The 13,276-nt window shown below is 73.8% G+C and carries 13 protein-coding genes; 4 read left to right on the top strand and 9 right to left on the bottom strand.

Going from position 1 to position 13,276, the window contains the following annotated elements:
* Position 1 precedes the first annotated feature (1 nt).
* Genes NMK34_RS07130 through NMK34_RS07110 form a run of 5 tightly spaced genes read right to left on the bottom strand, consistent with a single transcriptional unit; the run spans position 2 to position 5,370 of the window.
* Positions 2–1,039: an ABC transporter ATP-binding protein gene (locus tag NMK34_RS07130; RefSeq protein ID WP_318332741.1), complete on the bottom strand. Its 1,038-nt coding sequence runs from the start codon at positions 1,037–1,039 to the stop codon at positions 2–4.
* Positions 1,036–2,013, bottom strand: a complete 978-nt coding sequence (locus NMK34_RS07125) for an ABC transporter ATP-binding protein (RefSeq protein WP_318332740.1) — start codon at positions 2,011–2,013, stop codon at positions 1,036–1,038. Before NMK34_RS07125 ends, NMK34_RS07130 begins: the two co-directional genes overlap by 4 nt.
* Complete coding sequence (locus NMK34_RS07120; RefSeq protein ID WP_013476858.1) at positions 2,010–2,891, bottom strand: ABC transporter permease; 882 nt, start codon at positions 2,889–2,891, stop codon at positions 2,010–2,012. Before NMK34_RS07120 ends, NMK34_RS07125 begins: the two co-directional genes overlap by 4 nt.
* Complete coding sequence (locus NMK34_RS07115) at positions 2,888–3,832, bottom strand: ABC transporter permease (RefSeq protein WP_318332739.1); 945 nt, start codon at positions 3,830–3,832, stop codon at positions 2,888–2,890. The genes NMK34_RS07120 and NMK34_RS07115 overlap by 4 nt, the downstream gene beginning before the upstream one ends.
* On the bottom strand, positions 3,832–5,370 hold the full coding sequence (locus NMK34_RS07110) for an ABC transporter substrate-binding protein (protein WP_318332738.1): 1,539 nt from the start codon (positions 5,368–5,370) through the stop codon (positions 3,832–3,834). The genes NMK34_RS07115 and NMK34_RS07110 overlap by 1 nt, the downstream gene beginning before the upstream one ends.
* A 179-nt stretch (positions 5,371–5,549) precedes the next feature.
* On the opposite strand from NMK34_RS07110, the gene NMK34_RS07105 reads away from it, so the two are divergent.
* A complete protein-coding gene (locus NMK34_RS07105) occupies positions 5,550–7,178 on the top strand; it encodes an isovaleryl-CoA dehydrogenase (RefSeq protein WP_318332737.1) in 1,629 nt (542 codons plus the stop codon).
* Between the two features lie 4 nt (positions 7,179–7,182).
* Positions 7,183–8,010 (top strand): MOSC domain-containing protein, encoded by an 828-nt coding sequence (locus NMK34_RS07100; RefSeq protein ID WP_318332736.1) that lies wholly within the window; start codon positions 7,183–7,185, stop codon positions 8,008–8,010.
* A gap of 9 nt (positions 8,011–8,019) precedes the next feature.
* Here NMK34_RS07100 and NMK34_RS07095 read toward each other — a convergent pair whose 3' ends face one another.
* The gene (locus tag NMK34_RS07095) at positions 8,020–8,574 is read right to left on the bottom strand and encodes a GNAT family protein (RefSeq protein ID WP_318332735.1); all 555 of its coding nucleotides are present in this window, start codon (positions 8,572–8,574) and stop codon (positions 8,020–8,022) included.
* Positions 8,575–8,608: 34 nt separating this feature from the next.
* Here NMK34_RS07095 and NMK34_RS07090 point away from each other — a divergent pair, with 34 nt between their 5' ends.
* Entirely contained in the window at positions 8,609–9,820 is a 1,212-nt protein-coding gene (locus NMK34_RS07090; RefSeq protein WP_318332734.1) for a MalY/PatB family protein, read from the top strand.
* A gap of 8 nt (positions 9,821–9,828) precedes the next feature.
* Here NMK34_RS07090 and NMK34_RS07085 read toward each other — a convergent pair whose 3' ends face one another.
* Together NMK34_RS07085 and NMK34_RS07080 are read right to left on the bottom strand one after the other, a co-directional pair.
* A complete protein-coding gene (locus NMK34_RS07085) occupies positions 9,829–10,920 on the bottom strand; it encodes a winged helix DNA-binding domain-containing protein (RefSeq protein ID WP_318332733.1) in 1,092 nt (363 codons plus the stop codon).
* Between the two features lie 7 nt (positions 10,921–10,927).
* Complete coding sequence (locus NMK34_RS07080) at positions 10,928–11,506, bottom strand: DinB family protein (RefSeq protein ID WP_318332732.1); 579 nt, start codon at positions 11,504–11,506, stop codon at positions 10,928–10,930.
* Between the two features lie 87 nt (positions 11,507–11,593).
* Here NMK34_RS07080 and NMK34_RS07075 point away from each other — a divergent pair, with 87 nt between their 5' ends.
* Complete coding sequence (locus tag NMK34_RS07075; protein ID WP_412098854.1) at positions 11,594–12,598, top strand: helix-turn-helix transcriptional regulator; 1,005 nt, start codon at positions 11,594–11,596, stop codon at positions 12,596–12,598.
* A gap of 43 nt (positions 12,599–12,641) precedes the next feature.
* Here NMK34_RS07075 and NMK34_RS07070 read toward each other — a convergent pair whose 3' ends face one another.
* A complete protein-coding gene (locus NMK34_RS07070) occupies positions 12,642–13,175 on the bottom strand; it encodes a flavin reductase family protein (protein ID WP_318332730.1) in 534 nt (177 codons plus the stop codon).
* Positions 13,176–13,276: the final 101 nt, after the last annotated feature.

Raw genomic sequence — 13,276 nt, 5'->3', positions numbered from 1 at the left:
CCTACGGCGTGCCGGCGACGTCGGCGCGTTCCGTCGCGCCGCCCGCACCCGCACCACCGTCGGGCTCGGCGTCGAGCGGGAACAGGCACGCGGCCTCGTGGCCCGGGCCGACCTCGGCCAGCGCCGGGTCGGTCTCGGCACACGCGGGGCGGGCCTGGGGGCATCGGGTACGGAAGCGGCACCCGCTCGGCGGGTCCACCGGGCTCGGGATGTCGCCGGTGAGCACGATCCGGCGGCGCTCCCGCTCGACGCGGGGGTCGGCCACCGGCACCGCGGACAGCAGCGCCGCCGTGTAGGGGTGCGCGGGGCGCCGGTAGATCCGCTCCGGTGGGCCGGTCTCGACGATGCGGCCCAGATACATCACCGCGATCCGGTCGCTCATGTGCTCGACGGCGGCCAGGTCGTGCGCGATGAACAGGTAGGTGAGCCCGAGGTCGCGTTGCAGGTGCCGGAGCAGGTTCATGATCTGCGCCTGGACGCTCAGGTCGAGCGAGGCGATCGGCTCGTCCAGGACGATCAGGTCCGGCTCGCCGGCCAGCGCCCGGGCCACGCCGACCCGCTGGCGCTGACCGCCGGACAGCTCGTGCGGATACCGGCCGGCGGTGTCGGCGCGCAGGCCGACCAGGTCCAGCAGCTCGGCGACCCGGGCCCGCCGGGCGGCGGCGGACGTGGCGAGCCGGTGCACGACGAGCGGTTCGGCGATGCTGTCGCCGACCGTGCGGCGTGGGTCGAGGGACGCCTGCGGGTCCTGGAAGACCATCGCCACGTGGCGGCGGGTCGCGCGCAGGCGGCGGCGCGACCAGCGGGTCACGTCTGCGCCCGCGACCCGGACCCGGCCGCCGGTCGGGTCGACGAGCCGCAGCAGCGCCAGACCGGCGGTGGACTTGCCGCTGCCCGACTCGCCGACGAGCCCCAGCGTCTCGCCCCGGCGTACGGCGAGGCTGACGCCGTCCACCGCGCGGACCGTGCCGGCCGGGGTCGGGAAGTGCACCTTCAGGTCGTCCAGCTCGGCGACCACGTCCGGGGTGTCGGCGCTCATCCGGCCTCTCCACGGTAGAAGGTGCGGACCGTGTGCCCGTCGCCGACCGGCGTCAGCGGGGGCAGCTCGTGCTCGCAGCGGGGATCGGCGCGTACCGGGCAGCGTGGCCAGAACGCGCAGCCCGGGGGCAGGTCCAGCGGGCTCGGTGGCGACCCGGGGATGGCCACGAGGTCCTCGCCGCGCCGGGACGGGTCCGGCCGGGCCGCCAGCAGCGCCCGGGTGTACGGGTGCGTGGGCGTGCCGAACACCGCGTCCACCGGGCCCTGCTCGACGATGCGTCCCCCGTACATGACCGCGACGGTGTCCGCGATGCCCGCGACCACACCCAGGTCGTGGGTGACCCAGACGACTGCGGTGCCCAGCCGCGCCTGAAGGTCGGCGACCAGTTCGATGATCTGCGCCTGGGTGGTGACGTCGAGCGCGGTGGTCGGCTCGTCGGCGATCAGCAGATCCGGCTCGCAGGCCAGCGCCATGGCGATGGCGACACGCTGGCGCATGCCGCCGGAGAACTGGTGCGGGTACGCGTCGACGCGCCGCGCGGCCGACGGGATGCCCACCAGGTCCAGCAGCTCCACCGCCCGGTCACGGGCGGCACGGCGGGTCAGGCCGAGGTGTTCCTCGGCCGCCTCGGTGACCTGCCGGCCCACCGGCAGCACCGGGTTGAGCGAGGTCATCGGATCCTGGAAGACGAACCCGACGTGCCGGCCGCGTACCTTGCGGCGGCGGTCGTCGGGCAGCGCGGTCAGCTCGGTGTCGAGCAGCCGCACCCGGCCGGTGACTGTGGCAGCCCGTGGGGCGAGGCCGGTGGCGGCGAGCAGAGTCATGCTCTTGCCGCTGCCGGACTCGCCGACCAGGGCGAACGTCTCCCCCGGCCGTACCTGCCAGGACACCCCGGCGACGGCACGGACCGGGCCGCGGCGGGTGCCGACGGTCACGGTGAGGTCGTCCACGGACAGCACTGCCGAATGGCTCATGGGGTGCTCCTGCGTGCCTCGCCCAGGGTGAGCTGGCGCGGGTCGAGCACGTCGCGCAGCGCGTCGCCGACCAGGTTGAACGCCAGCACGGTCAGGAAGATCGCCGCGCCCGGGAACACGCCCAGCCACCACGCGTCGGTGACGAAGCCGCGCCCGTCGAACAGCATCCGGCCCCAGGCCGGCGCGGGCGGCTGGATGCCGAGGCCGAGGAAGGACAGCGCGGCCTCGGAGAGGATCGCGAACGCCAGCGACAGCGACGTCTGCACGATCAGCGGCGCGGCGATGTTCGGCAGCACGTGCCGGCGCATGATGCGCAGGTCGGACGCGCCGATGGACACGGCGGCCCGGACGAACACCTGCTCGCGTACGGAGAGCACGCCGGCGCGGGTGATCCGGGCGAAGATGGGCGTGTAGACCACGCCGATGGCGACCATGGCGGTGAGCAGGCCGGGGCCGAGCACCGCCACGATGGCGACTGCCAGCAGCAGCACCGGGAACGCGAACAGCACGTCCATGCAGCGCATGAGCACGCTGTCCAGCCAGCCCCGGTAGTAGCCGGCGAACAGTCCGAGCGTCACGCCGGCGACCAGCGCGATGCCGACGCTGACGGCGCCGACCTGCAGTGACACGCGGGCGGCGACGAGCACCCGGCTGAGCACGTCACGGCCCAGCTCGTCGGTGCCGAACGGGTGCGCGCCGCTGGGTGGGCGCAGCATCTGGTCCACGTCGACGTCGTTGACGCCGGCCGGTGCGAGCCACGGCCCGGCCACGCCGACCACCACCAGCAGGACGAGCACGATCGTGCCGCCGACGGCGAGCGGGTCGCGGCGCAGCGCGTCCAGGACGCGACGCCCGGTGCTCTCGGTCGTGGCGCTCACTTGACCGTGATCCTCGGGTCGAGGCGGGCGTAGAGGATGTCCACCAGCAGGTTGACCAGCAGGAACAACGCCGCGACGAGAAGCACCGCGCCCTGCAGGACGGGATAGTCGCGGGCCTGCACGGCGTCGAAGGTGAGCCGGCCGATGCCGGGCCAGGCGAACAGCACCTCGATCACGATGATGCCGCCGAGCAGGCTGGCGAGCTGCACCGCGACCACCGTGACGACCGGAATGAGCGCGTTGCGCAGCACGTGCCGCATGATCACCACCCGGTTACGCAGCCCTTTCGCCTCGGCGGTGCGCACGTAGTCGGCGGAGAGCACCTCCAGCACGGAGGAGCGGATGAACCGGGTGAGGATCGACGCGGTGACCAGGCCGACGGTGACCGCCGGCAGCGCCACGTGGGTGGCCCACCGGCCGGGATCGTCGGTCAGCGCCACGTAGCCCGAGGGTGGCAGCCAGCCGAGCACCCCGGCGAACAACAGGATGCCCATGATGCCCATCCAGAAGTCCGGCACGGAGACGCCGAACTGGCTGAACACGCGGGCGGCGTGGTCGACCGCCGAGCCGCTGCGGACCGCCGCGACGATGCCCAGCGGGAACGCCACCAGCAGCGCGAACACCACGGCGGTGACGGCGAGCGACAGCGTGGCGGGCAGCCGTTCCAGCACGATCTGACTCACCGGCTGGCCGGTGCGGAAGCTGACCCCCAGGTCGCCGGTGAGCGCGTGCCCCAGGTAGCTGGCGTACTGCACCGGCAGCGGCTGGTCGAGGCCCGCGCGTTCCCGCAGCGCCTCGTACGTCTGCGGGTCGAACCGGGTGCCGAGCGCCACCCGGACCGGGTCGCCCGGCACCAGTTGCAGCAGCAGGAACACCACAAGTGTCACGCCGACCAGCACGACCGCCGACTGGAGGACCCGCCGCAGGACGAAGCGGGCCATCACTTGGCCAGGGCGACCGACCGGAACCGGATCGCCCGGTCGGTGCGCACGTCGTAGCCGGAGACCTTCTTCGACCAGCCCTGCACCACGTCCGGGTTGTAGAGGTAGAGGTAGCTGGCGTCGTCGACGATCTGCTTCGCCGCCTGCTCGTACGCCTGCTTGCGGGCACCCTGGTCGGTCTGGGTGCGCGCGTCGTCCAGCAGCTTGTCGACCGCCGGGTTCTTGTACTTGTGGAAGTTGAACGTGCCGCCGCTGTGGTGCTGGGCGTAGTAGAACTCGTCCGGGTCGATGTTGCCGAGCCAGCCGAGCATGAACCCGTCGAAGTTGCCCTTGGCCTGCTCGTCGAGCCACTGGGCGAAGTCCAGCGTACGGATCTTGACGGTGATGCCGACGTCCTTGAGCTGCGCGGCGATGACCTGCGCGGCGGTGACCGTCTCCGGGTATTCGCTGGTGACCATCAGGTCCATGGTCAGGTTGCTCACGCCGGCCTGGCCGAGCATCTGCTTGGCCTTGCCCGGGTCGTGGCTGTAGGGCGCGTAGTCGTAGTAGAACGCGCTGGCCTTCGGGATGGCGGTCTGGTTGACGGTGGCCAGCCCGAACTTCGCGGCCTTGGTGATCGCCTCGCGGTCGAGCGCGTACCCGATCGCGCGCCGCACCTCGGGGTTGTCGAACGGCTTGCGGGCCTCGTTGAGCGCCACGTACCAGTAGTCGGTGGAGGCCGCCGACTTCACCACCGGGTCGTCGCCGTCCTGCAACGACTTCACCTGCTGCGGCGGCAGGTTGTCGGTCCACTGGACCTGGCCGCTGCGCAGGTTCTGCAACGCCACCGTCGGGTCCTTGACGAAGGTGAACGTGACGCCGTCCAGCTTCGGCTTCTCCCCCCAGTACGCGTCGTTGCGGACCAGCTTGACGCTGTCGCCGGAGGTGTAGCCGGCCACCTTGAACGGGCCGCTGCCGACCGGCGCGGTCTTGACCTTGCCGGACTCCACGTTGGACTTCTCCACGATCGCCACGCCCTTGAAGCCGCCGAGGTTGGCGAGCAGGTTCGGCGTGGGCGCGCTGAGCGTCACCACCACGGTGGCCGGGTCGGGCCCGGTGACCGACTTGACGGTGGCGAACTTGTACGCGTTGTTCAGCTTCTCCTTGATGATCCGCTCGTACGAGTAGACGACGTCCTCGGAGGTCAGCGGCGACCCGTCGGAGAACGTGACGCCCTCGCGCAGCGTGAACGTCCAGGTGAGCTGGTCGTCGCTGGTGGTCCACTTCGTCGCCAGCGACGGCACCATCTTGAGGTCGGCGTCCGGCTCGACGAGCGTGTCGTAGACGTTCTCCAGCACCTGGAAGCTGTAGTACGCCGAGGTCTTGTGCGGGTCGAGCTGGTCGGGTTCGCCGCCGATCGCGGCGTTGAGGACTCCGCCGGTGCCGCCGGCGTTCCCCCCGCCGCCGACGTCGACCGCCTCGCCTCCGGTGCATCCGGACAGGACGCCGACGGTCAGTGTGAGTGCGGCGCCGAGCACGCCGAGCTTCTTCCTGGACACAGGCCCCCCTAGCCACTTCCCGGACAAAAGAAAGTTTCGGCGAGTCTTCTCTCCGAGCCGGATGATGTCAAACGAATCCAGCCAAATTGACTTGTCGTCGGGCGCTTGCCGGTGCGGAGTGAACGGTGGTTCAATCCGGGCCCCGACCTGATCCGCCACCTGCGCTGGGAGTTGCCGCCGTGACCACACACGAGGTCGTCAACCAGGTTCCGCCGATGGTCGGCCACGACACCGCCGACGATCCGGCGCTGCGCGACGGGGTGGCCCGCGAGGGCGCCGGGTGGGCGCTGCCCGGGCTGCACGAGCTGGGCCGGCTCGCCGGTGGTGAGGAGGCCGCCGAGCACGGCCGGCTCGCCAACGAGCACCCGCCGGTGCTGCGCACCCACGACCGGTACGGCAACCGCGTCGACGAGGTGGAGTTCCACCCGTCCTGGCACGAGCTGATGCGTACCGCCGTCGGTCACGGCCTGCACGCCGCGCCGTGGGCCGACGACCGGCCGGGCGCGCACGTGGCCCGGGCGGCCGGCTTCTACCTGTGGCGGCCCGACGCCGGGCACGGCTGCCCGATCTCGATGACCTACGCGGCGGTGCCCGCGCTGCGGCACAGCCCGGACCTGGCCGCCCGCTACGAGCCGCTGCTCACCACCCGCGAGTACGACTTCGGGCTGCGCCCGCCGCAGACCAAGCGCGGCCTGCTCGCCGGCATGTCGATGACCGAGAAGCAGGGCGGCTCGGACGTGCGCGCCAACACCACCACGGCCCGGCCCGAGGCGGACGGCAGCTACCGGCTCGTCGGGCACAAGTGGTTCACCTCGGCGCCCATGTGCGACCTGTTCCTCACCCTCGCCCAGGCGCCCGGCGGCCTCACCTGCTTCCTGGTCCCCCGGGTGCTGCCCGACGGCACCCGCAACCCGATGCGGCTGATGCGGCTCAAGGACAAGCTCGGCAACCGCTCCAACGCCTCCGCCGAGGTCGAGTACGAGCACGCGGTGGCGTGGCGCGTCGGCGACGAGGGCCGGGGCGTGCGCACCATCATCGACATGGTCAACCTGACCCGGCTCGACTGTGTGATCGGCGCGGCGGCCGGGATGCGCCACGGCGTGACCACCGCCGTGCACCACGCCACCCACCGGCGGGCGTTCGGCGACTACCTGGCCGACCAGCCGTTGATGCGCAACGTGCTGGCCGACCTGGCGGTGGAGTCCGAGGCGGCCACCGTGCTGATGGTCCGGCTGGCCGGCGCCACCGACCGGTCGGCGCGCGGCGACGACGGCGAGACCGCGTTCAAGCGTCTCGCCCTCGCAGTCGGCAAGTACTGGGTGTGCAAGCGCTGGCCGGGGCACGCCGCAGAGGCGCTGGAGTGCCTGGGCGGCAACGGCTACGTGGAGGAGTCCGGCATGCCGCGGCTGTTCCGCGAGTCGCCGCTGAACTCGATCTGGGAGGGCTCCGGCAACGTCGCCGCGCTCGACGTGCTGCGCGCGCTCACCCGGGAACCGCAGGTGCTCGCCGCGTACGAGGCGGAGGTGGCCGCCGCGGCCGGCGCGGACGCCCGGCTGGACGCCGCGGTGCGCCGGGTCCGTGACGAGCTGGCCGACCACACCGACCTGGAGTTGCGCGCCCGGCGGGTGGTGGAGCGGCTGGCGCTGGTGCTCCAGGGCGCGCTGCTGGTGCGCCACGGCCACCCGGCGGTCGCCGACGCGTTCTGCGCGTCCCGGCTCGACGGCGACCACGGGCAGGCGTACGGGACTCTGCCGGGCGGACTGGACCTGGCAGCGATCATCGACCGTGCCACTCCCAAGATCGGCTGAGGGCGTGGCGGTGCGGCTCGCCTCGGTACACCTGTATCCGGTCAAGTCCCTCGGCGGCGTCGACGTCGACCGGGCCGACGTCCAGTCGTGGGGGTTGCGTCACGACCGCCGCTGGCTGGTGCTGCGCCCGGACGGCCGCAAACTGAGCTCGAGCGTCCTGCCGGCGCTGCTCGGCCTGACCGCCGCGCCCGGCTCCGGGTCGGTCACGCTCACCGCCCGCGACGGGTCGTCGCTGACAGTCGCCGAGCCGGTGGACGGGCCGCCGGTCCCGACCGACGTGTCCCGGCTGGACACGGTCCGGCTCGCCGCCGACGAGGCCCACGACTGGCTGTCCGCGCGGCTGGGCCGGCCCGTACGGCTGGCCTGGCTGGACGATCCGCGGCGCCGGCCGATGTCGGCCGAGAGCGGCGGCTGGCCCGGTGACCCGCTGAACCTGTCCGACGCCGGGCCGCTGCTGGTCACCACGGCGCCGTCGCTGCGGCGGCTGCGGGACTGGATCGCCGAGGGCGCGCTCGAACGCGGCGAGCCCGCGCCGGAGCCAACGGCGATGGCCCGGTTCCGGCCGACTGTGGTGCTGGACGGGCCGATCGAACCGTTCGCCGAGGACGGCTGGACACGGGTGCGTATCGGCGCCGTCGACTTCCGGGTCTCCGAACGCTGCGACCGCTGCTCGGTGACGCTCATCGACCCGGCGACCCTGGCGCGCGGGAAGGAGCCGATCCGCACGCTGGCCCGGCACCGGCGCTACGACGGCAAGACCTGGTTCGGCGTCCGCCTGGTCCCGCTGACCACCGGCGAGATCCGGGTCGGCGACCCGGTCGCCGTCTCCTGATCCAGTGGCTCAGCGGCCACGCCACTCGTCGGCCAGGATCGCGTAGACGAGCTGGTCGGCCCAGCCGTCCCGGAACCGGTAGCTGCGCACGTGCCGCGCCTCCCGCCGCATGCCGAGCCGGGCCATCAGGCGGGCCGACGGCTCGTTGTCCGCGTGACAGCGGGCTACCACCCGGTGCAGCCCGAACGCGCCGAAGCCCCAGTCCAGCAGCGCGCCGGCCGCCTCCGTGGCCAGCCCCCGGCCGCCGTGGCCGGGGTGGAAGACGTACCCCAGTTCGGCGGTGCGGTCCGCGGCGCTGCGCCACACCAGCTCGACCGCGCCGATCACCCGCCCGTCGCGCACCACGGCGAGCGTCAGGCAGTCGCCCTCCGCGCGCAGCGCGTCCTCGCCGGCCATCGCGGTCACCGACGCCAGGGACTCCGCCCGGGTACGCGGCGCGGCGCCCGCCATCCAGCGGACCACGTCCGGGCGGCGCTGCCAGGCGTGCACGTCGTCGAGGTCGCCGAGCGTGACCGGGCGCAGCAGCAGCCGGGACGTGCGCACCGGGTACGCCGGGTGGGTCATCGGGCGATCGTAGGAGGAACCTAGGGTGGGTCGCATGGTCGTTTCCGCCGAGGACGGCAACCCGCTCACCCAGCTCACGCTCGACCAGCTCCGGCAGCGCACCAGCGTGAAGTGGCGGCTCCACCCGCCGGACGTGCTGCCGCTGTGGGTTGCCGAGCAGGACGTGCCGCTGGCGCCGCCGGTGGCCGAGGCGCTGCGCCGGGCGGTCGAGCTGGGCGACACCGGCTACGCGTTCGGCACCGGGTACGCCGAGGCGGTCGGCGGGTTCGCCGCGCAGCGGTGGGGCTGGGCCGACTTCCCGGTCGGCCGGACCTCGCTGGTGCCGGACGTGATGATGGGTACGGTCGAGGTGCTGCGCCTGGTCACCGGCCCGGGTGACGCGGTGGTGGTCACTCCCCCGGTCTACCCGCCGTTCCATGCGTTCGTCACGAACGCCGGCCGGCAGGTTCTCGAGGCGCCGCTCGGCGCGGACCTGCGGCTCGACCCGGCCGCGCTGGCGGAGGCGTTCCGCCGTGCCCGCGCGATCGGCGACCGCCCGGCGTTCCTGCTCTGCAACCCGCACAACCCGACGGGTGTGGTGCACCGGCCCGACGAGCTGGCCACCGTCGCCGAGCTGGCCGCCCGGCACGGCGTACGGGTGGTGGCCGACGAGATCCACTCGCCGCTGGCGCTGTCCGGCGCGCGGTTCACGCCGTACCTGACGGTGCCTGGTGCGGAGAACGCGTTCGCGCTGCTGTCGGCGTCGAAGGCGTGGAACCTGGCCGGGCTCAAGGCGGCGCTGGCGGTCGCCGGGACGGACGCGGCGGACGACCTGGCCCGGATGCCGGAGGAGGTCAGCCACGGCCCCAGCCACCTCGGGGTGCTCGCGCACACCGCCGCGTTCCGGGCCGGCGGGCCGTGGCTGGACCGGCTGCTCGACGGCCTCGACGCGAACCGGGCACTGCTCGGATCATTGCTGGGCGACCACCTGCCGACCGTGTCGTGGCGGCAGCCCGAGGGCACGTACCTGGCCTGGCTGGACTGCCGCGACCTCGGCGTGCCCACCGAGGCTGGCGACGGCCCGGGGGTGGCCAGCGATCTGGCCGGGCCGGCGCGGATGTTCCTCGACCGGGCCCGGGTGGCGCTCAGCTCCGGGCACGTCTTCGGCGCCGGTGGCGCCGGGTTCGTGCGGCTCAACTTCGCCACCTCCCCCGCCGTGCTCACCGAGGCGGTCACCCGGATGGGCCGGGCGACGGCGACCGCCTGACGTGCGGCTCACCGGGCGGCGACGCGTACCCCCTGGTTGTCGCCCTCGGACAGGAACGACGCCAGCGCGGCGCCCTCCTCGGCGGCGGCCGTGCGCTCGGCGCGGGTGAACGCGCGCAGCGGCGTGACCACCACGACGCCCGCGTCGACCGTCCAGGTGGCGGCGACCCGGCCGTCGACGAGCACGAACCGGGCCCCGGCCACGGAGAGGTTGCGGTGGGCGTCGTCGATGATCCGGCTGCGGTCGTGGTAGCCGAGCACGGCGTTGTCGAAGGCGGGCAGGAACCGTACCGGCGCCGGGGTGTCCGGGTCGGGCCGGGGCGCCTCCGGCAGGTCGAGCAGCGTGCGGCCGCGCGCGTCCCGGAAGGTCACCAGCTCGTCGCGGACCGCGGCGACCGCCGCGGGCAGCCCGGTGAGGCCGCACCAGGCGCGCAGGTCCGCCGACGCGGCCGGGCCGAACGCGGCCAGGTAGCGCCGCACCAGCGCGCGCCCGGCCGGGTCGTCGCCGTCGGAGCCGGGCGGGTCGGCGTCGCGGCCCAGCCACCGGTCCAGAGCGACGGTACGGACGCCGGCCGCGGTCCGCCACAGCCCGCGCGGCGGGGCCTGCACGGCCGGGACCAGCGCGAGCACGATCTCGCCGAGCGCCCTCCGGTCGGTCTCCGGCCAGCGCGCGGCGAGCGCTCCCACGATCTCGGCGTTGGTGCGGGGTTCGCCGTCGGCCAGGACCTTCCGGGCGGCCGCGGCGAGTTCGTCGAGGTCGACGCCGTCGAACTCGCCGCGGTAGACACCAAGCACCCGCTGCCGCAGCATCACGTCGTGCCGGGACCGCCAGGCCAGCACGTCGTCGGCGGCGAGCAGGTGCACGGTGCGGCGCATCAGGTGGGTACGCACCAGGCGGCGGCGCACCAGCAGGTCCGACAGGACCGCCGGGTCGAAGGCCCGCAGCCGCGACCAGAGCCCGACGTACGGCTCCTGCGGCTCCTGGGCCTGCAACCCGCACAGGTGCGCCACCGCGTCGGTCACCGGCAGGTCGGCGCGATCGAGCAGCAGTTGCCGGGCGAGCGTGGCCCGGTTGAGCGCGCGCTGGTCGAGCACTGTCACGGCCGGCTCAGGTGGTGGTCTGGCCGTCGATGCTCTCGCGCAGGATGTCCGCGTGCCCGGCGTGCTGGGTGGTCTCGGCGATGACGTGGATCAGCACCCGCCGGATGCTGCGCATCGAGCCCGGCTCGTTCCACGGCGCGTCCGGCACCGGCCAGGTCGCCGACAGGTCCTCGACACCGGCCACAATCTCCTCGGTACGGGCGGCGATGCGGGCGTACCGGTCCAGGATGGCCGGCAGCGTGTCCTCGGGCAGCATCTGGAAGTCCCGTCCCCGCTCGATCGCCCACTGCGGCAGCTCGCGGGCCTGCCCGGACATGAAGTCCTCCCAGGTGACGCCCTCGGGCATGGCGAAGGACATCGCCGACGGGCCCTCGACCACGAACCGTAGCCACGCCTCCTCGGTGGACGCGACGTGCTTGATCAGTCCGCCCAGGCAGAGCGCGCTGACGGTCGGCTTCTGCCCGGCCTGCTCGTCGGTCAGGCCACGCACCGTGTTGGTCAGCGTGTTCCGGGCCTCGGCGAGCTCGGCCAGCAGATCGGTCCGCTCGGCGTCCAGAGTGGCGGGGGTCGTGGTGGTGCCGGTCATCGTCATCGGTTCCTTCCGGTCCTGATCGGGTACGGGGTCCACCCTCGCAGGCATAGCGGTCAGGAAGTGACCTCTTCTCGCGGCAGAATGCGTGTCGTGCCGAAGACTTCCGCCCGACTGCTCTCCCTGCTGTCCCTGTTGCAGGCGCGACGGGACTGGCCCGGATCGCTGCTCGCCGAACGGCTTCGGGTCAGCCCGCGTACCGTGCGCCGCGACGTCGACCGGCTGCGCGAGCTGGGCTATCCGATCGAGAGCGCCAAGGGGCCGGACGGCGGCTACCGGCTGGGCGCCGGTTCCGCGCTGCCGCCGCTGCTCTTCGACGACGAGCAGGCCGTCGCGCTCACCGTGGCGCTGCAGACCGCCGCCGGCGGCGTGACCGGCATCGAGGAGGCGGCGGCACGGGCGCTGACCACGGTGCGGCAGGTGATGCCCGCGCGGCTGCGGCACCGGGTGGACGCGCTGCGGGTGGTCGACGCGCAACGCGCCGGCACGCCCGCCCGGCACCGGGTGGAACCGGCGCTGCTGATGACGTTGAGCGCCGCCGTGCACGCCCGCGAGGAGCTGCGCTTCGACTACGAGGCGGTGTCCACCGCGCCACCGGATCCGGACCGGCCGCCGCGCCGGGTGCAGCCGCACCACCTGGTCACCTGGGGTGGGCGCTGGTACCTCGTCGCCTGGGACCTCGACCGCGACGACTGGCGCACGTTCCGGGTCGACCGGATCAGCCCGCGTACGCCCACCGGCCCCCGGTTCACGCCCCGCGAGCTGCCCGGCGGCGACGTGGCCGCGTACGTCGCCGGTCGGTTCAAGGGCGCCACCGGGCCGGGCGACTGGCCCTGCCGGGGCGAGGTGATCCTCGACCTGCCCGCCCGGGTGGTGTCCCTGTGGACCCGCGACGGGATCGTCGAGGCGCTGGGCCCGGACCGTTGCCGGCTGGTGCTGGGTGCCTGGTCGTGGCCCGGGCTGGCCGCCGTGCTCGGCCGCTACGACGCCGACATCGAGGTGGTCGGGCCGCCGGAACTGCGCGAGGCGTTCGCCCGCCTGGCCCGCCGTTACGCCGCAGCGGCAGAGGGCCCGCGCCCGCCTCGGTAGTGCACGACGCAGGTGATCACGCGGCCACGACAGCGGCGGCCGGTCAGGCGGCGGAGCGGCGGTCGCCGGGGTCGGTCGTGCCGGCCAGGCCCGCGTACCGCCCCCTGTGGTAGAGCAGCGGCGAGCCGACGTCGGCGTGCCGCAGCAGTTCCGGTTCGGCGAGCACCACGGCGTGGTCCCCGACGACCACCCGGTCCACCACCCGGCACAGCAGCCAGGCCAGCGTGTCGTCGAGGACCGGCACCCCTTCCGGGCCGGGCCGCCAGCGGGTCGGCCCGGCGAACCGGTCGATGCCGCTGGTGGCGAACGTCCGGGCCACCTCGTGCTGGCCGTGCCCGAGCAGGTGCACCCCGACGTGCCGGGCCCGGGACACCACCGGCCAGCTCGACGAGCCCCGGTCCAGGCAGAACGAGACGATCGGCGGCCGCAGCGACACCGCGGTGAACGACGTGGCGGTGAACCCGGCCGCCGGTGGCCCGGCGGCGGTGACCACCGTGACGGTGCTGGCCTGGTGCCGCAGCAGCGTCCGCAGCGCGTCGGCGTCGGCGTCGACCGGGGTGTCGGCGGGCTCGGTCACGGTGTTCCTCCAGACGAGCGGGACGTACGGCGCGGCGGGGCGTGACGTCGTGGAACGAGGCGGCCGCCCACGGTCCCCTCCGCGAGTTTCCTACTTGAGCA

The organism is Micromonospora sp. BRA006-A (assembly GCF_033433935.1).
GTDB classification, from domain to species: domain Bacteria; phylum Actinomycetota; class Actinomycetes; order Mycobacteriales; family Micromonosporaceae; genus Micromonospora; species Micromonospora aurantiaca.
The sequence above is the reverse complement of the archived record's forward strand: the minus strand, read 5'-3'. Positions and strand labels throughout refer to the sequence as shown.